23 protein-coding genes are annotated in these 24,940 nt (G+C 63.8%); 6 read left to right on the forward strand and 17 right to left on the reverse strand.

The annotated features are described in order from the left end of the window. Positions 1-59 precede the first annotated feature (59 nt). Positions 60-935, forward strand: coding sequence for an LOG family protein (locus SPYCW_RS03505; protein WP_120215616.1), 876 nt, complete (start codon positions 60-62; stop codon positions 933-935). A gap of 99 nt (positions 936-1,034) precedes the next feature. On the opposite strand, the gene SPYCW_RS03510 is transcribed toward SPYCW_RS03505, so the two are convergent. Then, entirely contained in the window at positions 1,035-1,463 is a 429-nt protein-coding gene (locus SPYCW_RS03510) for a c-type cytochrome (protein ID WP_120215617.1), read from the reverse strand. Beyond that, entirely contained in the window at positions 1,463-2,113 is a 651-nt protein-coding gene (locus tag SPYCW_RS03515) for a c-type cytochrome (RefSeq protein WP_120215618.1), read from the reverse strand. The genes SPYCW_RS03510 and SPYCW_RS03515 overlap by 1 nt, the downstream gene beginning before the upstream one ends. 179 nt (positions 2,114-2,292) lie before the next feature. Between SPYCW_RS03515 and SPYCW_RS03520 the strand changes: the two genes are divergently transcribed. After that, on the forward strand, positions 2,293-3,186 hold the full coding sequence (locus SPYCW_RS03520; RefSeq protein WP_120215619.1) for a prephenate dehydratase: 894 nt from the start codon (positions 2,293-2,295) through the stop codon (positions 3,184-3,186). Between the two features lie 131 nt (positions 3,187-3,317). Here the strand turns inward: SPYCW_RS03520 and SPYCW_RS03525 are convergent, their stop codons facing one another. From SPYCW_RS03525 to SPYCW_RS03570, 10 genes are all read right to left on the reverse strand, one after another. Further along, entirely contained in the window at positions 3,318-3,992 is a 675-nt protein-coding gene (locus tag SPYCW_RS03525; RefSeq protein ID WP_120215620.1) for a CDP-alcohol phosphatidyltransferase family protein, read from the reverse strand. 104 nt (positions 3,993-4,096) lie between these two features. Then, complete coding sequence (locus tag SPYCW_RS03530) at positions 4,097-5,371, reverse strand: hypothetical protein (protein WP_120215621.1); 1,275 nt, start codon at positions 5,369-5,371, stop codon at positions 4,097-4,099. A gap of 72 nt (positions 5,372-5,443) precedes the next feature. Continuing rightward, positions 5,444-5,935 carry a hypothetical protein gene (locus tag SPYCW_RS03535; protein WP_120215622.1) on the reverse strand — a complete coding sequence of 164 codons (492 nt, stop codon included), beginning with the start codon at positions 5,933-5,935 and terminating at the stop codon, positions 5,444-5,446. Further along, the gene (gene polA / locus SPYCW_RS03540; RefSeq protein WP_120215623.1) at positions 5,932-8,745 is read right to left on the reverse strand and encodes a DNA polymerase I; all 2,814 of its coding nucleotides are present in this window, start codon (positions 8,743-8,745) and stop codon (positions 5,932-5,934) included. Before polA ends, SPYCW_RS03535 begins: the two co-directional genes overlap by 4 nt. 32 nt (positions 8,746-8,777) lie before the next feature. Beyond that, complete coding sequence (locus SPYCW_RS03545; protein WP_120215624.1) at positions 8,778-9,791, reverse strand: alpha/beta hydrolase; 1,014 nt, start codon at positions 9,789-9,791, stop codon at positions 8,778-8,780. Positions 9,792-9,812: 21 nt separating this feature from the next. Then, the gene (locus SPYCW_RS03550; protein ID WP_120218081.1) at positions 9,813-10,274 is read right to left on the reverse strand and encodes an AAC(3)-I family aminoglycoside N-acetyltransferase; all 462 of its coding nucleotides are present in this window, start codon (positions 10,272-10,274) and stop codon (positions 9,813-9,815) included. After that, positions 10,274-10,924 (reverse strand): TVP38/TMEM64 family protein, encoded by a 651-nt coding sequence (locus tag SPYCW_RS03555; protein ID WP_120215625.1) that lies wholly within the window; start codon positions 10,922-10,924, stop codon positions 10,274-10,276. The genes SPYCW_RS03550 and SPYCW_RS03555 overlap by 1 nt, the downstream gene beginning before the upstream one ends. 17 nt (positions 10,925-10,941) lie before the next feature. Continuing rightward, the gene (purT, locus tag SPYCW_RS03560; RefSeq protein ID WP_120215626.1) at positions 10,942-12,123 is read right to left on the reverse strand and encodes a formate-dependent phosphoribosylglycinamide formyltransferase; all 1,182 of its coding nucleotides are present in this window, start codon (positions 12,121-12,123) and stop codon (positions 10,942-10,944) included. A gap of 72 nt (positions 12,124-12,195) precedes the next feature. After that, the gene (locus tag SPYCW_RS03565) at positions 12,196-12,678 is read right to left on the reverse strand and encodes a GFA family protein (protein WP_120215627.1); all 483 of its coding nucleotides are present in this window, start codon (positions 12,676-12,678) and stop codon (positions 12,196-12,198) included. Positions 12,679-12,731: 53 nt separating this feature from the next. Then, positions 12,732-13,436, reverse strand: a complete 705-nt coding sequence (locus SPYCW_RS03570; protein ID WP_120215628.1) for a glutathione S-transferase family protein — start codon at positions 13,434-13,436, stop codon at positions 12,732-12,734. 103 nt (positions 13,437-13,539) lie between these two features. On the opposite strand from SPYCW_RS03570, the gene SPYCW_RS03575 reads away from it, so the two are divergent. Both SPYCW_RS03575 and SPYCW_RS03580 read left to right on the forward strand, forming a co-directional pair. Next, positions 13,540-13,887 (forward strand): winged helix-turn-helix transcriptional regulator, encoded by a 348-nt coding sequence (locus SPYCW_RS03575; protein WP_120215629.1) that lies wholly within the window; start codon positions 13,540-13,542, stop codon positions 13,885-13,887. Between the two features lie 73 nt (positions 13,888-13,960). Continuing rightward, entirely contained in the window at positions 13,961-14,371 is a 411-nt protein-coding gene (locus tag SPYCW_RS03580; RefSeq protein ID WP_120215630.1) for a hypothetical protein, read from the forward strand. Between the two features lie 419 nt (positions 14,372-14,790). Here SPYCW_RS03580 and SPYCW_RS03585 read toward each other — a convergent pair whose 3' ends face one another. The 5 genes from SPYCW_RS03585 to SPYCW_RS03605 are packed head-to-tail and all read right to left on the reverse strand — an operon-like array spanning position 14,791 to position 21,388. Continuing rightward, on the reverse strand, positions 14,791-16,080 hold the full coding sequence (locus tag SPYCW_RS03585) for a DUF6035 family protein (RefSeq protein WP_331852384.1): 1,290 nt from the start codon (positions 16,078-16,080) through the stop codon (positions 14,791-14,793). A 56-nt stretch (positions 16,081-16,136) separates the two neighbouring features. Beyond that, positions 16,137-17,963, reverse strand: a complete 1,827-nt coding sequence (locus SPYCW_RS03590) for a UvrD-helicase domain-containing protein (protein ID WP_120215631.1) — start codon at positions 17,961-17,963, stop codon at positions 16,137-16,139. Between the two features lie 11 nt (positions 17,964-17,974). Continuing rightward, the gene (locus SPYCW_RS03595) at positions 17,975-19,771 is read right to left on the reverse strand and encodes an ATP-dependent nuclease (protein WP_120215632.1); all 1,797 of its coding nucleotides are present in this window, start codon (positions 19,769-19,771) and stop codon (positions 17,975-17,977) included. A gap of 14 nt (positions 19,772-19,785) precedes the next feature. After that, on the reverse strand, positions 19,786-20,868 hold the full coding sequence (locus tag SPYCW_RS03600) for a nucleotidyl transferase AbiEii/AbiGii toxin family protein (RefSeq protein WP_232014820.1): 1,083 nt from the start codon (positions 20,866-20,868) through the stop codon (positions 19,786-19,788). Then, a complete protein-coding gene (locus SPYCW_RS03605) occupies positions 20,795-21,388 on the reverse strand; it encodes a DUF6088 family protein (RefSeq protein WP_120218083.1) in 594 nt (197 codons plus the stop codon). The genes SPYCW_RS03600 and SPYCW_RS03605 overlap by 74 nt, the downstream gene beginning before the upstream one ends. A gap of 239 nt (positions 21,389-21,627) precedes the next feature. Between SPYCW_RS03605 and SPYCW_RS03610 the strand changes: the two genes are divergently transcribed. Continuing rightward, positions 21,628-22,581, forward strand: a complete 954-nt coding sequence (locus SPYCW_RS03610; RefSeq protein ID WP_120215634.1) for an ArdC family protein — start codon at positions 21,628-21,630, stop codon at positions 22,579-22,581. Positions 22,582-22,702: 121 nt separating this feature from the next. Next, positions 22,703-24,889, forward strand: coding sequence for a ParB/RepB/Spo0J family partition protein (locus tag SPYCW_RS03615; protein WP_120215635.1), 2,187 nt, complete (start codon positions 22,703-22,705; stop codon positions 24,887-24,889). Positions 24,890-24,940: the final 51 nt, after the last annotated feature.

Here is a 24,940-nt window from a genome sequence, read left to right on the forward strand (position 1 = left end):
GGGAGGATCGGGATGGGTTCGTCTTGGCAAAGTCACGCCGAACGGCTAGCCGCTGTTCAATGGCAGAAGATAAACAACCCCATCGTTCGCGTTTCCACAAAGCCAAGGATGACGCGCAGTTCGCCAAGCAGGCGACCACCACCCCGCAGACCGCGAGCGCGGCGTATAAGCTGGCGTTTCAGGACACCGACTTTTTGCTGCGCGAAGATTTGCGCCCGGTGCGATTCCAGCTCGAACTGCTCAAGCCCGAACTGCTGCTCGACGAGGCAAAGATCGAATCGATGTTGGTTATCTATGGTTCGGCGCGCATTCCCGAGCCTGCGGAAGCCGACGCGCTCGAAGCGGCGGCGACCGACGATGTCCAGCGCAACATTGCGCGGCGACTGAAAGCCAAGGCGAAATATTACGAAGAAGCGCGCAAGCTGGCCCGCCTCGCAAGTCAGGTGCCGCCGGATGAACATGGCTGTCGTCACTTCGTCGTGTGCTCGGGCGGCGGGCCGTCGATCATGGAAGCGGCGAATCGCGGTGCCGACGACGTCGGCAAGGAATCGGTCGGGCTCAATATCGTGCTGCCGCACGAACAGGCACCGAACCGCTATGTCACCCCGTCGCTGAGTTTCCAGTTCCACTATTTCGCGCTGCGCAAGATGCACTTCCTGCTCCGCGCCCGCGCGGTGTGCGTGTTTCCGGGTGGTTTCGGCACCTTTGACGAGATGTTCGAGCTGCTGACTTTGATCCAGACCGGCAAGATCAAGCCGATCCCGATCGTGCTGTTCGGCAAGGAATTCTGGGAACGCGTCGTCAATTTCGAGGCGCTGGTCGAGGAGGGCGTGGTGAGCGCGCGCGACCTGGGGCTGTTCAGATTTGTCGAGACCGCCGACGAGGCGTGGCAAATCGTCCAGGATTTTTACGCGAATATCGAGGAGCAGGGGTAGGGAGTCGTCGCCCCCGCGAAGGCGGGGGCCGCTTTCGGCTCAACTCTTCATCGCTGCGTATATTCTCCAGCGGCCCCCGCCTTCGCGGGGGCGACGATGCTATTTCTGCGCTTCCAGATACAGGATCAGCGCCTTGCGATCCGCAGCGTCGATCACCCCGGCAAACGCCATGCGGGTGCCCGGAACCGCCTTCATCGGCGCTTCGAGATAGGCATCGAGCGCGGCTTCGTCCCAGACGCCGCCCTTCGCCTTCATCGCGCTGGAATAGGAAAAGTCGGGCTTCGCCGCGACCGCTGCGCCGACGACGCCGTGCAAATTGGGGCCGATCCCGTTGCGGCCGCCCTTGTCCACGGTATGACACGCCACGCAGCGTTTGAAGACCTGCTCGCCCATCGCCGCGGTTGGCGCGACGGCAACCGCAGGGGGAGCTGCAGCTTCGTCCGCGGCGACATCGGCGGGGGGATTGTCGGCCTTGCCGCAGCCGGCCAGCGCGAAAGCGCCCGCCAGCAGGACGGGCGCGAGCCGCATTATTTCTTGGCTTCGGCCGGAGCCGGGGTCGCCGCGGCGGCATCAGCCGCGGGAGCGGCAGCGGCGCCTTCGGCCGCCGGGGCAGCCGCTTCGCCTTCGGCCGGGGCAGCGCCTTCGGCGGGTGCGGCAGCTTCGGGGGCGGGCAGCGGCAGGTTCGAACCCTGGCTGTTCATGTAAACGATCAGGTTGGCGCGATCTTCGGCGCTGCTGAGGCCTGCGAATGACATCTTGGTTCCCGGCGCATATTTGCGCGGGCTGGCGAGCCAGGCGTCCATGCCTTCGAAATCCCAGTTGCCCGGAACCGACTTCAGCGCGTCCGAATAGGCGAAGCCTGCGACGTGGCCGTGCGGCTTGCCGAGGGCGCCCCACAGATTCGGGCCGATGCCGTTGGCGCCGCCCGAGGCGATCGTGTGGCAAGCGGCGCATTTCGCGAACACCGCTTCGCCCTTCACCGGATCGGCGGCGGCGAGCAGGTTGGCGATCGGCACGGCCGCGGCGCCACCGGCGCCCGCTTCGGCATCCTCGATCGGGAAACCGGGCTTTTCCGGGTTGTGACCGGCGAACAACATGCTCGACCCGATGGTCAGGCCCAGCGCGCAAATGCCGGCGAACAGCACCCAGCCAGCGATAGTGTTGTTGCGATTGTCCATGCTCTTTGAGCCCCGTTTGCTGGCGCCCGCTTGCCGGACGCATATCTGATTTGGACGCTCCCTTACTGGCGCGGCGACGGCGGCGCAAGGGGAGGAATCGGGGTTCGCGACCAGATGCGCCGGTTGCGTGCATGCGGCTTGGCGGCTATGCGCCGCGGCTCCACTCTGGGAAGGCAGTCATGGGCAGTTATTCGGCTTCCGCGCAGCATCTGGTCGACAAAATGCGGGCGGTCGCGCTGGCCGATCCCGCACGCGGGCTGGCGTTTCAGGGCGCGCCGGGGGCCAACAGCGATCTGGCCGCGCGCGAATATGACCCGAACTCGTTGCCGCTGCCCTGCTACGCCTTTCAGGATGCGATCGACGCGGTGCGCGACGGCAGGGTCGATCGCGCGATCATCCCAATTGAAAACAGCCTGCATGGGCGCGTTGCCGACATCCATTTCCTGCTCCCCGAATCCGGGCTGTCGATCGTCGGCGAGCATTTCCTGCCGATCCGCTATGGCCTGATGAGCCGCGATCTGGGCCCTGTGACGCGCGCGATGAGCCATGAACAGGCGCTGGGCCAGTGCCGCCACTGGCTGCGCGCCAACAATATCGCGCCGGTTGCGCATAGCGACACCGCGGGCGCCGCGGCGTGGGTCGCCGACAGCGACGAGGTCGGGCTGGCCGCGCTGGCACCGCCGCACGCGGCGGAACTGTACGGGTTGACGCTGCACGGCACCGGGATGGAGGATGCCGACCATAATATGACGCGCTTCGTCGTGCTGGCGCGCGAACCGCTCGCCGATTTTGCGGCGATCGAGGGGCCGGTGATGACCACCTTCATGTTCGAGGTGAAGAATATCCCGGCGGCGCTGTACAAAGCGCTCGGCGGCTTTGCGACCAACGGGGTCAACATGACCAAACTGGAAAGCTATCAGACCGGCGGCAGCTTTGCCGCGACGCAATTTTACGCCGACATCGTTGGGGCGCCGGGGGACGAACGTGTCGATCGTGCGCTCGAGGAACTGGATTTCCAGACCAAGTCGCTGCGCCTGCTCGGTACGTACGCGCAGGCGCGCCTGCGGCCCTAAAATTTGCGAAAGTCGTTGCCGCTTGGAATGAACCGTAGCCCTGAGCCTGTCGAAGGGCGCTTCACCGAGAAGCGCCCTTCGACAGGCTCAGGGCTACGGTGATTGGAGATTTCAGCACCACGCTACAAGCATTATCCGCCGCGGCGGCGGAGCATCCGGGCGGTCGCCGACGTCTGCACGATGAATAGCGTTACCAGGATGCTCGACACGACCAGCGCGAACAGGTCGAACGCCGAGAAGTTGGTGCCGCCGATGTCGGCGCCGCCAACCACCGGCATCAGCGCGGTCATCGCCATCAGCATCAAGCGCAATTCGGTCGGTCCGCCCGCCATATAGGACAGGCGAAACTCGCCGACGACCTTGGCGGCGATGAAGGTATGGATCGACAGCAGGAAGTAACCGATCACCGCCATCAGCGCGACGTCGAACCGCATATAGGGGCTCATCCCGATCGCGCTGACCATCAGCAGCGTCGCGAGCGCGTCGACACTATGATCGACAAAATAGCCATAGTTCGGTCGCTCAATCTGGCGCCAGCGCGCCAGGCTGCCGTCGAGCGAATCGCCGAACCAGTTGACGACATAGCCCGCGAGGCACAGACCCAGCCATTCGTCGTCGATCCAGCTGAGCATATAGCCCGCGGCGACCATGACGGCGCCGAAGAAGCCCAAAACGGTGAGCTTGTCGGGGGTCACCCACTGCGGCAGGCGGGGGCATATCCAGTTGAGCAGGCGGCGTTCGCCGCGCGCGAGGATATTCTGCTGAATACGGACCGGCGCCTGCGCGACGGGCTGGAACTTGCTCATGGAAATCCTTTGAAGCTGGCTGTCATGCAATCGCCAGCCAAATGTCATGGGATCGTCATAGAGCGAAAGTTGCGGGTCGGAAAGGGGTGGGGCGACGCGCCAGCTTACCGGGGCGCCGGTTTGCCGACGGCCTCGAAATGTGTCGCCGCTTCCGCGCCGCGCGTCGTGACAAGATAGTCGAAGCCGAGCAACAGGAAGCGCGAGAAGGCGGGGAGGTCGCGCAATTTCTTTCCCTGCAAATTGTGGCGCAGCGGCGCGATGGAGATCAGGACGTGACCGTCGGCCGGAATGGCGTCGTGCGCTATTCCGGCCGCATCGAGGATCGGAGCGATCGCCTCGTCGCGATAGGCAGTAACGTCGGTGAAGCGTTCGGGCGACGGCTTCACCTGTCGAACCATGCCCGCAGTCGGGACATAGGCGATATGCAGCGACGTGCGTCCATTGGCCGCGGCCATACCCGGGAGCAGCGATCCGATGTCGTAGATCGAGGTCGGCGTCGTCCCGCGCCCCATATGATAGGCGCCCATCTTGAACAGCACCCGCGGTGCCGGCACCGCAGCTTTGCGGTAGGCGGTGAGGAAATAATCCTGCATCAGAGCCTGTCGTTCTTCATTATTCTGAAGATATTGGCCGCTGTTGTTCAGGCCATAGATGCGCGCACTTTCGGCGAGCGCGTCGATGATCGCCGCCGCTTCGGCATCGCCCGCGAATGCCTTTCGCAGCGCGGCGAAGTCGGCCGGTGCGGCGGTCGACATCATGATGGCGCCGAAGTTTCCGGTGCTGAGCGCGGCGCGGTCCTGTTCCAGCCACGCCGCGAGGCGGGCGCGTACAGCCTCGTCCTTCGTTCGCGCCGCGAGCGTTTCGAGCAGGATCGATGGCGCGCCGATAAATTCCTGATCGATCCCCCACAACCGCCCGGATCGCGCAAAGGGCGCGGCGAGCGCGGCGTCTTCGCGGTTGGAGAGGAACGGCATCGCCCACGGCCGTCCGGCAAAGGCATCGGCCAGCGAATCCACGCCGCCGGTTTCGATCCGGGCGCCGATCCACGCGGCGCTGTGCGGTCCGACCTCGACCGCATGATAAAGCGGCCCGGCGTTCTGCGTTTCGGCGATTGCCGCGGCGTCATGCGCGAGCGCCTCGGCCAGTTTCGGGGCGCCCGCAAGGCCATGGTCTTCACCCAACGCGACGAACTGCGCAGCCGTGAGCGCGTCGCGCAAGCGATCGCCGCCGGGTCCCGAAAGACCGTTAGGGGAAAACCCCACCGGCAGGATTTCGACCTTTTCGCCGACCGGCGGCGGTGCGGTGGTTTGAGCTCCAGCCGGGTTGGCGAGCGCCATGAACGCAAGGGCGATGAAACCGTTCAGCTTCCAGCTTGGCATGATGCACGCTCCTTCTTTGTTACTGTATTATATTAACAGTACAGTTGAGCGCAAGGCGTTGTTTGGCGATCGTCAGTCCTGCCAGGGACCGATTTCGCCGACGTCGCCGATCGACCGAAAGCGCACGGCATCGTCAACCCATGCCACTTCCCACATCGGCGCGGGGCGCAGCCATTCGCCGATCACGAACAGCGGCAAGCGGTGCGCGGTGACGAACGCCAGATCGCTCGCGCTGGGGCCGGGGACGGGGGTATCGTAACGCTGGCGCAGCCGCACGACCGCGACGATGTTCGGCGGCGGTGCGGGCAGCGACTGGCGCGCCGGAAAGCCGGTGCTGATCGCGATCACCGGAAACCCCTTGTCGTCGCGCGCGATGAGCAGCACCTTGTCGGCGCTGGCGATCGGGCCGCCGACCGGACGCCCGGCAACCTTGCGAGCGGAAATTGCGACGAATTCGCGCACGTCGGTGTCGGCGATTGGCGCGACCGCCGCGGTGGTCGGCGGCGCAGGCGCAGGCGCAGGGTCGGCGGCGAGGGCCGCGGCAAACAGCAGCCATGCGATCAATGCGCTTCGCCCCAGCTTTTGCCGATACCGATTTCAACGTCGAGCGGCACCGATAGCGTCAGCGCGGGTTCGGCGGCGCCCATCATCACCGTACGGATGACCGCACCTGCGGCCTCCGCCTTGTCCGCGGGCGCTTCGAACACCAGTTCGTCGTGGACCTGGAGCAGCATCTTGACGTCGGACAGCCCCGCGTCGGCGAGCGCCGCGGGCATGCGGGCCATTGCGCGTTTGATGAGGTCGGCGCTGGTCCCTTGGATTGGCGCGTTGATCGCGGCGCGTTCGCTGCCCGCGCGTTCGTTCTGGCTCGCCGCCTTGATGCGCGGGAACCAGGTTTTGCGCCCGAACAGCGTCTCGGTGTACCCCGTCGTCCGCGCCTTATCTAGCGTGTCGGTGATATAATCCGAAATGCCGGGGAAGCGTTCGAAATAGCGCGCGATCAGCGCCTGCGCTTCGTCGGGAGTGATCTCGAGCCGCCCCGCCAGTCCCCAGCGCGAAATGCCGTAGAGGATTGAGAAGTTGACCGTCTTGGCCTTGCCGCGCGTGTCACGGTTGCTTTCGCCGAATAATTCGATCGCGGTCGCCGCGTGAATGTCCTGCCCCTGCGCAAAGGCCTCCCTCAGTTCGGGGACATCGGCCATATGCGCGGCGAGGCGCAGCTCGATCTGGCTGTAGTCTGTGGCGATCAGGACGTGGCCCGGCGCGGCGATAAAGGCGTCGCGGATCTGGCGCCCGGTTTCGGTACGGATCGGGATATTCTGGAGGTTCGGATCGGTCGATGAGAGGCGTCCGGTCTGCGCGCCGACGAGACTGTAACTGGTGTGGACGCGGCCGGTTGTCGCATTGATCTGTTGTTGCAGCGCGTCGGTATAGGTCGATTTCAGTTTGGACAGCTGGCGCCATTCGAGGATCTTGCGCGCGATCGGCACGCCGTCGCGTTCGAGCCGTTCGAGTTCGTTCTGGTCGGTCGACCAGTCGCCCGACTTGCCCTTGCGCCCGCCCTTCAAACCGAGTTTGTCAAAGAGGATTTCGCCGAGCTGCTTGGGGCTGCCGATCGCAAAGGGCTGGCCCGCGAGTTCGTGAATCTCGCCCTCGATGCGCAGCATTTCGGTGGCAAACTCGCCCGACAGCTTCGCCAGATAGTCGCGGTCGACCATGATCCCGGCGCGCTCCATGCCCTCGATCACTGCCGCCAGCGGGCGGTCGACCATTTCGTAAACGCGCGTCCCGCCCTCGATCGGCAGCCGCAGCTTGAGCAGCTTCCACAGGCGCAGTGCCACATCGGCATCCTCGGCGGCATATTCGGTCGCGCGGTCGAGCTGCACCTCGGCAAAGCTGATCTGCGATTTGCCGGTGCCGCATACATCCTTGAATGACAGGCAGGCATGGTCGAGGTGGAGCTTGGCAAGTTCGTCGAGCCCATGCTGATGCTTGCCCGCGTCGAGCGCGAAGCTCATCACCAGCGTGTCGTCATAGGGCGCAATGGTGACGCCATGCTGCGCGAGCACGCCGATGTCATATTTAAGGTTATGCCCGACTTTTAGCACCGCATCGTCAGCGAACAGGTCGCCGAGCCGCGCGAGTGCGTCACCCATCGCGATCTGCTCGGGCTTTTCGGCGAACATGTCGGTGCCGCCATGACCGAGCGGGATATAGCACGCCTTGCCGGGCGCGATCGCGAGGCTGACCCCGACGAGCCGCCCGGTAACGCTGTCGAGACTGGCCGTTTCGGTGTCGATTGCAACGACATGTGCGGCGCGGGCGTCGGCGATCCAACGGTCGAGCGCGTCGAGCGTCGTCACGGTTTCATAGGCCGCGCGGTCGATGGGCGGCATCGCGGGCAGGGTCGGCGTCGATGGCGTGCCGCTCGCAGCAGGCGCAGGCACGGCGGCAGCGCGCGGCAGGGTCGGCGGGCCGCCCGGCGTCGCGCCAAGGTCGAGCTTGGCCGACAGCGAGCGGAAGCCATGCTCGTCGAGAAACGCCTTGAGCGGCAGCGGCGGAATGGCGCCGAGCTTGAGGTCGTCCAGCGCATCGGGCAGCGGGCAGTCGCGCTTCAGATCGACCAGCACGCGCGACAATTCGGCCATCGCGCGATGTTCGATCAGATTGTCGCGCAGCTTGCTGGCCTTCATCGTCTCGGCGCCGTCGAGTGCAGCGGTGAGACTGCCATATTCCTGGATCAGCTTGGTCGCGGTCTTCGGCCCGACGCCCCGCACCCCGGGGACGTTATCGACGCTGTCGCCCATCAGCGCGAGCACGTCGCCGACCAGGTCGGGGGTGACGCCAAACTTCTCGTTCACCGCGTCGAGGCCAAGGCGGACATTCTTCATCGTGTCGAGCATGTCGACGTGCGGCCCGTCAGCAGGCTCGCGGATAAGCTGCATCAGATCCTTGTCCGACGAAACGATGGTGACGTCCCAGCCTTCGCGCACCGCGGCTTCGGCATAGGAGGCGATCAGATCGTCGGCCTCGAAACCCTCCATCTCGATACACGGCAGCGAAAAGGCGCGCGTCGCGTCGCGGATCAGGGGGAATTGCGGGCGCAGATCCTCGGGCGGTTCGGGGCGGTTGGCCTTATACTGGTCGTAAATTTCGTTGCGGAACGACTGGCTGGAGTGGTCGAGAATGACCGCGAGGTGCGTCGGCCCGTCGGCGTCATGCAGGTCCTTGGCCAGTTTCCACAGCATCGTCGTATAGCCATAGACCGCGCCGACCGGCACTCCGTGCGGGTTGGTCAGTGGCGGCAGGCGGTGATAGGCGCGGAAGATGTAGCTGGAGCCATCGACCAGATAGAGATGATTCTTCTCGGACATGGCGGCGGTGTAGCAGCGGCGGGCAGGGCGGCCTAGGGCAAGGTTCCCGCTTTCTTCTCCGTCACGCGGCGAGCAAAGGCCACGGTGCGATCGAGTGCTTGCTTGCCCGCGGCGCTGTCGAGATCGAACTGATATTCATGGCCGAGCGCCGGGACATGATCCTTTGCGAAGAACAAGGTTTCGACCGGCGCGCCCACCCTTTTCAGGCTGTTTGCCAGCCGTTCGGACTGGCCGAGCAGGGGATCGCCATTGCCGGCCGTGATGAAGGCTGGCGGAAAATCGGCGGTCACATGATTGGGCAGCGCCATGAGGCGGAATTGCGGATCGTCCATCGCGTCGCGCTTGCCGCCATAGGCCCAGACGACGGCGCGCAGGAACGGGCCGAGCGTACCGTCGAGGTTCAGCATCGTGACATCGTGCGCCCCGCAAAAGAGGATGGCGCCCTTGATCCGGTCCGGTCCGACCGACGGCGCGATGCCGACGGCCTTTGCATAGGCAGGATTTGTCGCGATTGTAGCCACCTGCGCCGCGATCTGCGCGCCCGCGCTGTCGCCGCCGATCAGGATCCGGTCAGGGGCGATCCCGTAGCGGGCCGCGTTGGCCACGACATAGCCGAGCGCCTTGTTGGTTTGCCGGACCGGGGTGGGATAACGCGCTTCGGGGGCGATCGTATAATCGACGGTGATCGTGACGAAGCCCTGCGCGGCCAGAATCTTGAGATACTCGGCGACGATATGGCGGTTGCCCGATACGAAACCGCCGCCATGCACCCAGACGATGGCAGGCCGCGCGCCCGATGCAGCCTTGGGCCGAAAAATGTCGAGCAGCGCGTCGGGATCGGCAGGATCGTAGCGGATCGCGGCGAGCGTCTCGACATCGGACGGTACTTTGGGAAGCAGCTTTGCGCTGGCCGCGTCGGAGCCCGAATCGAACAGCGCGCGGATCGCCCAGATCGCGGGCTGCGGCGTGATGTAACTGACGGTCAGCCACAGGGCGGCCACGATCGCGACAAGGCTCAGTATGATGCGAATGAACCAGCGCAGCATTGCGCGTCCCCTTCGTCGGGTTCAGTCTTTCGTTCGCGGCAAGGGCGGCAGGCCAAAATGCATCACATCCTCGCGCGCGCCGAGCCTGGTGTATAACGCAACCGCGGGATCGTCGCCATAGTCGGCCTGCACAAACACCGCCCAGGCACCGATGTCGGCGGCGATATGCTGAAGTTCGGCGATCAGCGCGGTGGCGATGCCGCGGCGACGGTGCGCCGCATCGACCGCGAGATCGTAGAGATAGATTTCGCTCCGCGCCGCTTCGAGCTTCGGGAGGTCATAAGCGGTGAGGCCGCCGACAATCTGGCCGTCGAGCTCGGCGACCAGCAGGATGAGGCTGTCTCTGCCGAGCTGGCGCGCCAGCCATGCGTCATCGGGCTGATCGATCCGATAGGTGACGGGGTCGTCGAACGCAGCGGCATAGACGGCATTGAGCGCGCGCATCGCGGCGACGTCGGCGGGTCCCAGGCGTCGGATGATCATCATCGTCTCCATCGTTCGATCGCCTGCCAGCCGAGCCATGCGGCAAGCGGCACGCCAATCGCTCCCAGCATCAGCAATTCGGTCGATGTCCGCTCGACCGCCGCGGCGCCGATCGCGGCATAGACGACGCCGACCCCCAGATTGCCGAGCGCCACGGCGAACAGAAAGTGCCCAAATGCCATTCCGGCAATCCCTGCGGCGATCGGGGTCATCTCGCACAGAATGGGGACCGGGCGCGATACGATCAGCGCCACCGGGCCCGCGCGTTCGGCGATCCGGTGCGCGCGCTCCAGATCATCGGCGCCGAGCAGCCGCGCGGCAAGCGGACGCGCGCCCCAGCGACCGAGCGCATAGCCCGCAGTGCTGCCGCCCATCAGCCCCAGCCAGATGACGAAGGTGCCAAGGGCAAAGCCAAAAGCGGCGCCCGCCAGTGTGTTGGTCACCCCGTTCGGTACCGGCAGGAAAACGTCGAGCGTCAGCGCGGCGACGATCAGCGCGGCGGCGGCAAAGGGGCGTTCGTCGGCCGCCGCCAGCACCCGGTCGCTGATCGCGACAAATTCCTCGCGAAAGATCAGCGGCACGCCGACGACGATCGCCAGCAGGCCGATGATCATCAGCCAGCGTCGCAGCAGGGAAGGGCGTTCTGCCATGCCCCCCGTCTAACGCGTCAATCGCGATAGTCGATGGTCAGCCGCGCCGCCGCCGCGACCGCCGCGGCGCGCGCGTCGTCGGTCGTGCCGCCGGCGACGCGCGCGAGCGTGACGCCCATGCGGCGGTAGGGGCGGGTCACCGGCTTGCCGAAGATGCGGGCGTCGATCGCGGCTGCGGGGCTGGGCGGGATGAGTGCGTCGGCCAGCCCGCTGATCGCGAAATCGCTGGCGTCGCGGTCGGCGAGCAGCACCGCGCTCGCGCTGGCGTCGGGAACCGCAATCGCCGGGATCGGCAGGCCGAGGATCGCGCGGGCGTGGAGGTCGAATTCGGACAGCGACTGCGAGATGAGCGTCACCATGCCGGTGTCGTGCGGCCGCGGGCTGAGTTCCGAGAAGATGACCGTGTCGCCCTTGACGAAAAACTCGACCCCGAAAATGCCGTGGCCGCCGAGGGCATCTACGACCTTGGTCGCCATATCCTGTGCGCTGGCCAGTGCGGCCTTGGACATCGCCGCAGGCTGCCAGCTTTCGCGGTAATCGCCGCGTTCCTGGCGGTGGCCGATCGGCGGGCAAAAGGTCACACCGTCCTTGTGGCGGACGGTGAGCAGGGTGATTTCATAATCGAAGTCGATGAACGCCTCGGCAATCACTCGCAGCCGATCGCCGCGCATCCCGGCGGCGGCATAGTCCCACGCTGCGTCGATGTCGGCTTCGCTTTTGATCGTGCTTTGGCCCTTGCCCGACGACGACATCACCGGTTTGACGACCAGCGGAAAGCCGATGCGCACCGCGGCCGCATGCAACTGCTCGCGGGTTTCGGCATATTCGAAGGTCGAGGTGGTGAGCGCGAGTTCGCTGGCGGCCAGATCGCGGATCGCGTCGCGGTTCATCGTCAGCTGCGCGGCGCGGGCCGACGGAACGACATGATAACCGTCGGCTTCGACCTCGGCGAGGATTTCGGTGCGGATCGCCTCGACCTCGGGGACGATATGGTCGGGCCGATGCCTTTCGATTGCGCTTCGGAGGGCATCGCCGTCGAGCATCGAAAACACTTCAAAGGCGTCGGCGACCTGCATGGCGGGCGCGCCGTCATAGCTGTCGCACGCGATGACGCGGCAGCCGAGGCGTTTCGCGGAAATGACGAATTCGCGGCCCAGCTCGCCCGAACCGAGCAGCAGGATGGTGGCGGTGGGGGTCATGGCAGGGCTCCGCTACAGGAAATTCGCCCTGCCTCTAATCGCAGTCGCCAGGATTCGCCAGCGCGCCGGTCGTCATTCCGGCCAGCGCGCCGTGTCGTGGTCGGGATGCTGGTGGTTGCTTGTCCTGATGGCATCGACGTAGGCGGCCATGGTTTCCTCGGTGGTACCCTCGGCGTTGATCGGCAGCTGTTCGAACAGCGGCAGCTGGCCCTCGACCCCGAACTGGACGCGCGGCGGGAATTGCGCCGGGTTGTCGAACGAGCCGGTGGTCAGGTTGATATGCTTGCTGTCGTGATAGTCATAGGTCAGCGGGGTGCCGCAGTCGCTGCAGAAGCCGCGCGAAGCCTTATCCGAACTGGCGAAGGTCGCGGGTTCGCCGCGCGTCCAGCGGATCGCGTCGCGCGGGACGCCGATCAGCGCGATGAAGAAATTGCCCGCTGCCTTCTGGCACATCCGGCAATGACAAATGTGCGAGGTGTCGAGCACCGCGGTGACATGATAGCGCACCGCGCCGCACTGGCAGCCGCCCGAGGCCTGGGTTTCGATCCGGTCCATGCCGCGATGCTATCAAGGGCGGCGCAGCCTCGCAACCGCGCCGCCCTTGATCATCACGCGCCGAAGCGGTCGATCACCTCGGTCAGCGGGACATGGCCGCGGAGCGCGCCGCTGCCCGTCACGCTGTCGCCGCTTTCCAGCGCGGTGGCAAAGATCACCGCAGGGTCGGCCTCCAGCCGCGCGCGCAAGGCGGCGAGCTTTGGCCAGCGCGCCGGATCGGCGACCCCGTGAAACTCTAGCCACCGCGCGACGCCGATGAACAACGCATCGGCCAGCGTCGGGCGATCGCCGACCAGATAGGGGGTATCGCCGACCATCGCTTCGAGCTTGTCGTGGCGCCCGATGACCGCTTCCTGGCCAAATTCGCGCATCGACGCTTGCATGGCCGGCCGCGGCGGGTCCATTTCGAGCGCGACCCACAGCGGGCTGAACGCGCCGGTGAAGCCGCTGTTGATGAACGCCATGATCTGGCGCATCCGGTCGCCGTCGGCCGACAGCGGGTCGGGGCTGATCCGCCGCTCGGCATCGCGCGCGGCGAACCAGTGCGCGATCGCCATCGTTTCGGTCAGCACCCTGCCGTCATCGGTGACCAGCGCGGGCGTTTCGTGCCGCGCGTTGATGCGGGCATAGGCGGGCTCGCGCATTTCGCCGAGCATGTCGACGCGGCACAGGCGATAGGGTTTGCCCAGCCATTCGAGGGCCGCAACAAGGCCCATGGAACTTCCCAGCGGGAAGCCATAGATAAGGATCGGTTCCAAGATATTGCTCCATTTTCTTGAGGGGAGCTGCGCAGCGATTTGCGATATAGGGTGTCCGTTTCGTGCGTAAATTACGCACCTTTTTGTAACCATGAGGGTTGTGATGAAGAATCTGGTTTCGCGCTGTCCGATCGAGGAAGTGATGCAGCTGCTCGGTGGCCGCTGGCCAACGCTGCTTATCTATTATCTCAGTGACGGGACGAAGCGGTTCAGCGATCTCCAGCGCGACAATCCGACGGTTTCGCACAAGATGCTGACGATGGAACTCCGCAAGCTGGAAGATGCCGGGATCGTGCGGCGCACCGAGTTCGAGGGTTATCCGCGCCGCGTCGAATATGACCTGACGGCGGATGGCGAAAGGCTGGTTCCGCTGATCGATGCGCTGGGAGACTGGTGGGACGGGGTCAACGCCGCGGCGGAAGCGCCGGCAGCTAAGGTTACGATGATATAGTGTAACAAAATAGCGTGGCCGCGCGGGTTGGAGCTGCGTATAGCGGCTGCGAGGGAAAGAGGGAGGATCTTGAATGCTGGACAATTTGCCAGAGCAGTTGTTGCGCCATCGCCGCGCGGTGGGCATCGTGGCCATCCTGATCGCGGCGTTGACGTGGACGGTCGATTTGACCGGCGTGGTCTATGAATGCCCCTATTGCCGCAGCCAGCGGACGGTGATCGGACTGCTTGGGCTGTTGCTGATGCTGCCCAACCCGGCGCATTGGCTGGTGCGTTACCTGTCCGCGGTGTTTGCGGTGTTTGGGCTGTCTGTCGGCGCGACGCAGCATTTTCGCGGCTGGGCGCGCATCATGGGCGGCGAGTTCGAATGGGGCGAACAATGGTATGTGAACCCGTGGATGCTGTCGGGCTTTGCCCTGTTCATCATCGTCGGCCTGCTGCTGCTGATCTGGAGCTGGCGGCCCGGTGCGCCTGCCACGACCTGATCGCTCAGGCGGTCACTCCCACTCAATTATCGGATAGACGATCCATCTCATTGAAAAATAAAGCGAAAAAATTTTTCTGAACACCGATATACCGTCGCGCTTACCGTCAAAAAGCTACCGCTTATGAAAACATTGGGTTTTTTCGGCCGATCGGCTCGATGAAAACTTCGCCATCTATCGCCGGTGACGGCGGCACCGCCATTTGAGGAGAACAGACGGAGAAAGTGCTCACAACAATTACATCGTACCGCATCACCGTCCAATTTGTTATCTTTTTAGAAGGATTCCGCCTGTTACGCTGCCACATTCTCACGCATCGTCGTGCCGGCGGCCGGCGATCTCCGCCGCATCGAATAACGCCAGCACCATGTTCGCACCAACTCTATTTGTGCAGTACACGAATTCGGCATGATCTAAACTTACCTGCTTGCCACTGTTCGTCCCGACGCGAAGGTCTCTGGAAAGAGCGCCACGGCGATGCGTCCAGCAAGACTCTGCGGATCGTCCTGCACTGTCTTAAGCGCGGTTGCTATCTTGTCCCGGACACTCTTTGTCTCAAGCTCCTCCTTCCGGCCGGTAAGCTCGGCAAATCGACGGATGAGACGCGCAAGACGGTGCCGACGTTCTACGTTCAGGAACGTGTTCAGCACCTCCACGAGCTTCCTCTGCCGTGACCCGACAGGATGGCCGTCAAGCAAAGACAGCAGGCAATTAATCAACGCGTCGATGTCGGCCTCCTCAAGGGCACGGTTGTCAGAACCGGCCAGCGAGAGCTTGGAAACCAGTTCGGTCAACAGCACCCCGCGCTCGGGCCATCGCGTGCCATGGTCGCCCGTGGCAGCGCGCCAGCGAGCCAGAAAATCATCATGCCAAAGTGGCTCGGGCGCTACGGCAAAAGCGCGACCGCTCGAAAGCCAATTCAGCTCATGGAGGTTGACGACCTTGGAATGCCATACGTCCTCGCGGACCCAGAAAGCGCGAAGGATGACCTCATTCCGCTGCCGTGAAAGTTGAATCGTCTCGTCATCGATCGAGAAAAGGTTCTTGTTGTGGGAATAAAATATGTCCTCGAATGAACTGAGAAGCCGTCCGGTTGCCGCCGGCGGCTCGAAATTCCAGGTGAGCCATAGGAGTCGGTAGGCCTCGCTGTCATAGAAGTCTTCGCGCTGGATAATGATCGGAATCTGGGTGGTCGCGAGTTGAACCTCGACGGCAAGTGATACCTCATTGTAGACCGCGCGCACATCGGGGCGTCGGCGGCCCCCTTCAGTTATAAGATATGCGTCAACAACCACGCTTTCCGGCTTGGTGCGGCGATCTGCGGTCAGAAGCTCTCCAACAATGTTTTTGATCTTCGCGTGCAATGGGCTCTCTTGAGCACCGTGAAATTGCCGTCCACTGACGGCGTCCACGCCTGATGGCGTCCCCGTCCACCATTGGCAGTCTTCCGGAGCCCCCGGATGATGCTTCCAATAGGGCTGCCCAGTTCGACCTTCGCGCGGAGCGTAAACCGCATGTCCGCATAGGCCGCAAACATAGCGCGGTCGGCGATCGAGGCGGGCTCTGGTCGCCAGCCGCCTGATGATCTGGTAATCGTCCTTGGACATGCCCATCAAGGCATCGCTTGATATCGTGCGCATCGTCTCCAGGTCGACGGCTCTCTTAAGCGTCCTCTTGAATTGTCTCTCCACCATCCCAGTCAACCGCATTCAATCCAATGTAATTCCAGTGCAGGCCAACGGACCACTCAGTATCCGGTTAGGCCCTACGCCCGGTTGGCCCTGAACAAGACGCAGACATCGTCCCTTGGCGTCAGGATTGTAGTGCGGGTCTTTGCGCGCGTGACGCTGACACGGAAATTCTGTCGTGCCTGCGTCATCGCCCCATCGTGAACATTACCGGGTACGATCCGATCCGGATTGCCTACAACCTCGTTCCTCACCCGCTTCGGCCATCCTTCAAAGATGATGACCTCATCGAACTGCTTCCCCTTCGCCTTGTGCATGTTCATGACCACAACACCGGACTCCGGCTTGTGGGCCGTTGCGAAATGCTCCTGCACAAACGACTGACGAGTGATAGTCAGCGCGTTGCTGTAGCCACCGGCATCACGCCAGTCCTGAGCCAAGCCCAGACGGAGTTGCGTACCTCGTTCAAGCAGGCGCACGTTGCGAACGTCCTTCGCGGCATCTTTCAGTCGCTGGCAGGCCCCGGCCTCCAGCACACCACGTACTGCAACCCAATCGGCATCGGGATCACCCGTGAACACCAGCGCGGCAATTGCCTGGTGGATGGCATAGGCCCCCTTCAGAACGCTATTCCCCGGCGTAGGCCGGCCTTTCGCAAGACATTCGTTCCACTTGCTCAGCGCAACACGAAACCGCGCAGCCTCATCCATGTCTCCCTTGGTCGGCGTCGCGCCACCTCGACCGTGGAAATAGCTACACATCAATTCCACCAGTTCGTCGAAGCATCTCTCATGCCCGCGTTGCTGGAGCAGGAAGGCGATGATCTCCGCAGCGAGGATCGGACCTTCCATATCGACGGCGGCCGTGTGAGAAATCGGGGGGACATTGCCGAATGGCTCGCGCAGAATATCCGACACCATCCGGGTCATTTTCTTGGTCGGCACGAGAATCGCCAATGACCAATCGCTCCGACCAGTCTCGATCAACCGCTTCCGGGCTTGCAACACCTGACCGACCAATGAGGCATAAGCCTGGTTGGGATTAGACTCGAACAGCGCGCAATCGATTCCCTTGTAGTCGTTCTGGCGAAATTTCCCCGTAAGGATGTCGTTCCCGAATAGGGCAATCTCAGTCCCCTTACTCCGATGGTTGTCACCGGCGAGATCGTGAACCGTTGGTGCGAAAGCCGCCGTGAAATGGTTCAGCCTCTCAGGATCGGCGCCAATGAAATCGAAGATGCGTTGTTCCGGGTCAGCAAGAGCAATCAGCGTACTGCTGGCGCCCAGAGCTTGGACCACCCGCCATTGATCGGCACTAGTGTCCTGAAACTCATCGAGGATGATGTACGGGTACATCGTGGAGATGAGTGATCGAACCTTTTCCGAACCATGTAGCAAGGTCGCTACGTGGCCTGCGAACAGATCGAAGCAGACCTTTCCCTCTTCGGTCGCCAGACGGATGCGTTCAGCTTCCTCCTTTGCGCGCTTCTCAGCCTTTTCCGCGTCCGACAGCTTTTTGGCTGCCTTGTAGCCGCTTCGCACCGAAGACAACGCGATCGCCTCATTCGGGGGCGTAAGGATCGTCATTCGCCGTGGGAAGCCGACGAGATAGCCATGCGTTTTGAGGATGCGCCAAAAAAACGAGTGGTAGGTATCGACCTCGATCCGCCGCCTCTCCTCCCGCGTGATCGCGCTTTCTTCGTCGATCGCCTCAAGGACGCGGGAAACAGTGGCCCGCGCGAAGCTGAGGAAAAGGATACGCTGGCCGGGCTTTAACTCCTCGCGCGCGATCTTCGCCGCCTTGAGGATGGAAACGGTGGTTTTCCCCGAACCGGGACCGCCGGTGACGAGCTGATGTCCCACGGCCTGGAGAATTGCCTTCTGCGTTTCGGTTAGGTCGACCACCGCGCAACCGCCTATCCCAAGATGTCAGCAAAAAGATCTTCGCCATCGGCCTCGGCCAGTTGAGGTGGCGGGTCACACGCTGCCTTCAAGGTGGTGCAGGCATCCCGCAGCCACTGGGGGATTTCGACCTCTGAGCACTGGGCCAAGAACTCGGCTATTCCCCAATTACCTTTTGACCACTTGAAATAAGCTCCAAGCGCGGTAGCCGCCTGTGCTTTTGGATTCGGATATTGGTTCAGCAGATGCTGCGGCCAATCGAGTTGATCGGCAAATCGCTCCAATGCAGCCTGCGTGGTGTTGTTGAGGATCAAATCCTCAATGCCCTTCTCGTCGTGCATGAACAGGCGTTCCACCTGAGCCTCAATGGTAGCCTTGGCGGCATCTGTCTGCTTGTCGCACAATGCAAAGGTCCGCTTCCCAAGGCTTTTGTATAGAGTACCAAGGTCGGCGATGTGGCTCTCGCTTCCGGCGTCGATTACGCACACACCCAAGGCTTCCAAAGACGCATAGGTGGCCGGGTTAAGCTCAGCCAAACGCCGCGCGACGACCGGGAAAGAGGCCGCCTCTGTCGCACCTTCAGCGATGAGGACACGGCGCGAAAGGAGCCCCTCACAAAACCGGGTTCGGAAATCCTGCCGGTAGCGCTTGTGTTTGATGCTCTCCGGTAACTGGATTTTGGATTGGCTCAGTTTGCCGTCATCCGAGCGAGCCAGAATAACCGTTTCGTCGAGGTTGAACTCTTCGAGCACATACGGTGAGTGCGACGTGAAGAGCGACTGCGCAGATAGCTTGCGCAGCTCATGGACAATCCGCTTCTGCGCGTATGGCGGAATAGCCGTTTCGGCTTCCTCCATCGCAAAAATTACATTCTGCTTGTCCTCGGCTATCTGTGACAACATCGCGAGCACCAACATGTTGATCGTCCCCGTCCCCTGCCGGAAGAAGGGAGCGGCATGATCGCCCGCACCCGTGGCGATGAACGCGGTGATGACCTTGCGCAAATGCTCGCGCGTCAGGTTCGACACCTTCAGGTGCGGCTTCACTCCCCATTCGCGCGGAACGTATTTCTTCAGCGACTTGTCAATGCTTTCGAGCACGCCCGAGATGCCGATGGCCGGGTCGCTCGCGACATCGAAGGCTGCAAGCGTTCCGATCGTCCCTTCCCACATCTGCGGCCGGATTTCTTTCAGCCGGAGGATGATGTCCAGCAGGCTGCCGTGTTCCAAGCTGAGCGCCCGAGATCCTGTCCTCAACGACCGCAGAAAAAGAAATCCGCAGTGCTGCTTGTCTTTCTTCGAGAACGATGCAGGTGTCTCATCCTCTGAAAGGCTGCGCGTGAAATAGCTGTTGCCGACGAAGTCATCCTCATCAGGATCGTATTGGCCGACGAATGTGACGCGCAGCGCCGCCTTGATCTCGGCGGCATCGACCCCGGCCGGGTTAGCCTCCTGGTAGAAGTCTCCGGTAGTGGTATTCAGCCACTCGACGTTGGCTCCAAATCGTGCCTCCTGCTCTGGCGACAGATTTGTGATCGTCACTTCGACCGTGATTTTCGGCGCAGGGCCTGGCTCCGCCCCCTCAGGAGCATCGGGGTTGGGGTTGGGAAGATAGCGCCCCTGATAGAAATCATGCTCATCCACGGGTGGTCGCCGGCTCAACCGATCCGGCCCCAAGGCGAGATCAATCGCTTCGAATACTGACGATTTGCCGGTATTGTTGTCGCCGATCAGTACAGCGTGATCAGGCAGCAACAGTTTGGCCGACTGGATGCCGCGAAAATTTTCGATCATTACCGAGAATATCTTCAATGCCCGCCCCCCCTTTAGGCCCCCATTCGGTTAGCCCGCGCAGCTATATCTGTACATCGTGCCATGAGCGCTTCGAACGGATCGGCATCATCGAAGAGTAGCCCGTCCTCGACCATGTGAGCATAGTCTTCCGCCAGCGCCTTCGCGCCGTCGCCGACGGGCACGAGTTGCAAGCCGCCGCTGACAGCCGCTGCATAGTCGATCAGCGTGCGGTCGGCGGCCTTTTCCGCGAAGAACACCGACTTGTGCCGGGCGACAGCGTTGGCCAGTTCGCGATTGGCGAAAGCAGCTTCTGCGAAGCCGGCTTCATCCAGCCGGACAACATCGTGCCAGTGACGTGCAAAACGGTCGCCGCGCAGCCGCTCCTGGAGGCAGAAGACGTGGATGGCGGTCGCCTTCTCCCAGAAGGTCCGCTCGGCGTGCATCACGCGCGGACGCGCCGTCGGGAATACCAGTCCGTCGATCAGGCCGGCGGCGTCGCAGGAGACATCACGCAGGCTCGCCGGTTCGCCCGTCGAACGGGCGCCGAACTCCAGCATGACGCTGGGCGCGACATAGCCGGACCCGGCCGCGGTCGCCTCATAGTCGATGAAGAGCTTGTCACCCTCGATGCGGATGGCCGCCGCCAGACCTTCGGCGGCCAGTGCGTTCGCGATCACAGGTTGCACGGTTTCCGCGACCCATGCCGGCAACCGCCGACGGACCTCGCTGGACCAGCGTTTTTCCTCGCTGCGCGTCGTTGGCAAAGCTTCGCCGTTTTCGCCGACCAGATCAGGCGCGATCGCCCGAATGTCATAGGTCAGATCGACATCCTCGGAAAACCGGCGGATGACCTGATAGGCTTTCGACAGCGATGTGCCGCCCTTGAACACAAGATGCTCACCAAGCGGTGCCGCATAGAGGGTCGCTAATGCCCAAACCACCCAGACATCCTTTTCGAGAAGATGCGTGGGACGGCCTGAACGGTCGGCCGCGACATCCAGCGCCTCGCGACGGTCCTGAGCGGAAAGCTGGAGAAAGGCGTCAGCCATAAGCGGCCCTGCCGACGCTCTGCGCAAGCCATGTCGGAAGCTGCGGCGCGGCAGCGACCAGTTCACCGAACGCGACAGGTGGCATCTTCCGCTTCAACGTCCTGAGCGCGGTTTCCGCCTTCTCCGGGCCAAGCCAGGCCAGCGCCCGGACAGCTTCTCCCGCTGGTCGGTTAGCCAATGCCAATTGCCAGCGCGGCGCGTGCCGCAATTCCACGACCTGCTTGCCGAGGTGCATCTTTCGGCTGCGGCCCGATGTCAGATAGACCGACCGCACGGGCACCTGCGTCGTCAGGCCAAGAGCGTTCGCCGCTGCGGCCCCGTTCGAGACGATAATCTCTCCCTTTTGGGTCGCTAGAGCCTCTACGGCCTGCTCGACCGAAGGCGCTCGGGTGCCAAATCGACCCGTGACGGGACGAAGATAGACGCCGCGACCGGCACGAATGAGCTGGCCGCGCTCGGCCAAACGCGACAACGCCTGATCCACAGCGGCGCGATTTCCGAGGTGGAGCAAGCCCTTGGCAGATATGGGAGCGCCTTCGGGCAATCCCGTCGCATACGCCTGAATCTGTTCGGTCAGCCGAGTCATCATCGTTCTCCTGTCAGAAATATACGCAGATTTCTGACAGTTTTCAAGAAACCCTTTTGCAGAAGGCGGTCGGATGAAGGGGGGAAAGCCTTCCCCTGCGGCTGAGCCACGGTCTCGGCCGACCCCTTCTGCGGGGAGACCCCGCAACGCCCCCTAGAGAGTGAGAGTGCGGATCGGGTTTGCCGTGACGGGTAGATAGCCGGAGGAGAGGCTTCCGGCGCCCGTCGCGGAGAACCGCGATGTCCAGATATGATCGCCGCGCGCGCACCGGCTCCGACCGGGCGAACCTCTACGACGAAATCACCGACAAGATCATTGCCGAGCTGGAAGCCGGCCGCGTGCCATGGGTCCAGCCCTGGGGCACCTCGGCCGCCAAGGCCCCGCTCGGCCTGCCCAGGAACGCCGCGACCTCCCGAAGCTACAGCGGCATCAATGTCCTCATTCTCTGGGGCGCCGTCATCGAGCACAGCTTTCCGGGGCAAGGCTGGCTTACCTTCCGCCAGGCCCTGTCGCTCGGCGGCAATGTCCGCAAGGGCGAGCGCGGCACCACCGTCGTCTATGCCGATCGCTTCACGCCTGAGGACGAGAAGCGCCGCGCCTTCGAGGCGGGCGAGGAAGCCCACGCCATCCCCTTCCTGAAACGCTTCACGGTGTTCAACACGGCCCAATGCGACGGCCTGCCCGACGACATCGAGGCGGCCGTGCCACCGCCGCCGCCCGGCATGATCGAGCCCCAGGTCGAGGCGCTCATCAAGGCGACCGGCATCGACTTCCGCATCGGCGGCGACAGGGCGTTCTACGTTCCGGCCCTCGACTATGTGCAGGTGCCCCCGCCGGCCGCCTATTTCGAGCCGATCAACTGGCACCGGACGGCGCTGCACGAACTCGGGCACGCCAGCGGCCATCACAGCCGGCTCGCGCGCGACCTGTCCGGCTCGTTCGGATCGCGCAAATATTTCGTCGAGGAATGCGTCGCCGAGCTGGCGAGCGCCTTCTGCTGCGCCGCGCTCGGGATCACGCCCACCGTCCGGCACAGTGACTATATCGGTGCGTGGATCGAGACGATGCGTGAGGACAATCGCGCCATCGTCCGCGCCGCCTCACAGGCCAGTAAGGCGGCCGACTGGCTCCTCTCCTTCCTGCCGGACGCGGGCGGCCTCGGCGCGGATGACGACCTGCGGGAGGCGGCGTGATCGACCGTCTGCCAGCCTGGTGCGTGGCGCTGCCCCTTCAGAGGAAGAGGGCGGCGCTTCGCTTCGTGACGGATTGAGATCCGAGAGAGAGCCTCTTGGAGTCCGTCATGGAGTGAAGACCATGGCCAAGGCCACACGCAAGAAGACCCCCGTCGCCCCGATGATCGAATTTTCCCGGTCGCGCGACATTCCCTTCAACCGAATCCACCTGTCCGACAGCAACGTCCGCCAAATCGACGTCGAAGACGGGCTCGACGAGCTGACCCATGACATCGACCGCCGTGAAGACATCGTGCAGGGCCTCAACGTCCGCGCGGTGCTGGACGCCGACGGCGCCGAGACCGGCGATTTCGAGACCCCGGCCGGCGGTCGGCGCTATCGCGCCATCGCGCGGCTCGTGCAAGCCGGGCGCTTCCCCGCCGATGGTCTGGTGCCGTGCCTCGTCAAGAAGGCCAATGCGAAGACCTCGGCGGTCGACGACTCCTACGCCGAGAACGTCATCCGCCTGGCGCTGCATCCGCTCGACCAGTTCAAGGCGTTCAAGCGCATGGTCGATGACGGCATGTCGAAAGAAGAAGTCGCCGACGCCTATCGCACCACGCCGCGCTACATCGCCCAGCGCCTGCGTCTCGCCCGTGTCGCCACGTCCCTTCTCGACGTCTATGCGCGCGGCGAGATGACGCTGGCCATGCTGGAGGCGTTCACCGTCAATCCCCACCACGCCCGCCAGGAGCAGGTCTGGGAGGCAATCCAGCGCTCGCACAACCGCCAGCCCTGGCACATCCGCGACCTTCTCACCGAGACGACGGTTCCGACCGACGACAAGCGCGCGCTGTTCGTCGGCGTCGATGCTTATGAGCAGGCCGGCGGCGTCATGCTGCGCGACCTCTTCTCCGACGAGGACGAGGGCTGGCTGGAAAACCCCGAGCTGCTCGACCGGCTCGTCTCCGACAAGCTGAAGGCCATCGCCGACGAGGTGGCGGCCGAAGGCTGGAAGTGGGTCGCGGTCGATACCGATCTGCCCTACGGCCATGACCGCGGCCTTCGCATCCTCGCCGGCACCTTCCTCGACCTCACCGACGCCGAGCGCGCGACCCGCGAGGCGCTGCGCGAGGAATATGAGCGGCTGGAAGCCGAGAACGCCGATTACGACGAGCTGCCCGATGATGTCGATGCGCGTCTCGGCGAGATCGAGGCGGCGCTGGCCGCCTTCGAGAAGCGCCCGACGATCTACGACGAGGCCGAGATCGCCCGCGCCGGCGTCTTCATCAGCATCGGCCGGGCCGGCGAACTCGTCGTCGCGCGCGGCTATGTCCGCCCCGAGGACGAGGCGCCCGTCGATGTCGAGGGCCAGGACAACGCCGGCGATGGCGAACCGGGCGCCGAGACCGGCGCGGTTGCCGCCCATGCCGGCGTTCAGCGCGCCGTCATCACCATCGGCGGCGAGCCGGTCGATGCGGAGGACGACGAGGATGAAACCATCAAGCCGCTCCCCGAACGGCTGGTGATCGAACTCACCGCCCATCGCACGCTCGCGCTCCACGAGGCGCTCGCGAACAATCCGCATGTCGCGATGACGACGCTCCTGCACCGCATGGTGATGGAGCGCTATCATTACTCGGCTCCGACCGGCTGCTTGGAGATCTCCGTGCGTCAGCCGTATCTCTCGACGCAGGGCAACGATCTTGGTGAGACGCCCTCGGCCAAGGCGATCGGCGAGCGTTACGACGCCTGGAAGGCTGATATGCCGACCGACGAAGGCGCGCTCTGGGACTGGCTCGCCGCGCTCGACGACGCCAGCCGGATGGCGCTGCTCGCCCATTGCGTCAGCTACGGCATCAACGCCCTCTATGAGCGGCCCAATCCCCATAGCGGGTCCGGCGTCTCGCAGCACGGCCTTGATCGCCGCCTTTCCGGCGCGGATCGGATCGCGCGTGCGACCGGCTTCGACATGGTGGTCGATGGCGGCTGGAGGCCGACCGTCAGCAACTATCTCGGCCGCGTGACCAAGCCCCGCATCCTCGAAGCGGTTCGCGAAGGCGCGGGCGAGCGTGCCGCCCAGCTCATCGGCCATTTGAAGAAGGGCGACATGGCGAAGGAGGCCGAGCGCCTGCTGGCCGACACCGGCTGGCTCCCAGAGCCGCTGCGCCTTGCCGATCTCGACGGCGATGTCGCCGGGGCCGAAGGCGGCGGCGAGGCCCAGGAGCTGCCGGACTTCCTCGCCGACGACGAGGACGATGGCGACGGCACCGACGATACCGACACGGCCGATCTCGACGACGAGCGCCATCTCGCCGCGGCCGAGTGACCGGAGGGGCGTCCGCGCCCCTTCGAGCCCATCCACCTCATCGGCCCCGGT

The sequence above is a fragment of the Sphingopyxis sp. EG6 genome (assembly GCF_003609815.1).
GTDB lineage: Bacteria > Pseudomonadota > Alphaproteobacteria > Sphingomonadales > Sphingomonadaceae > Sphingopyxis.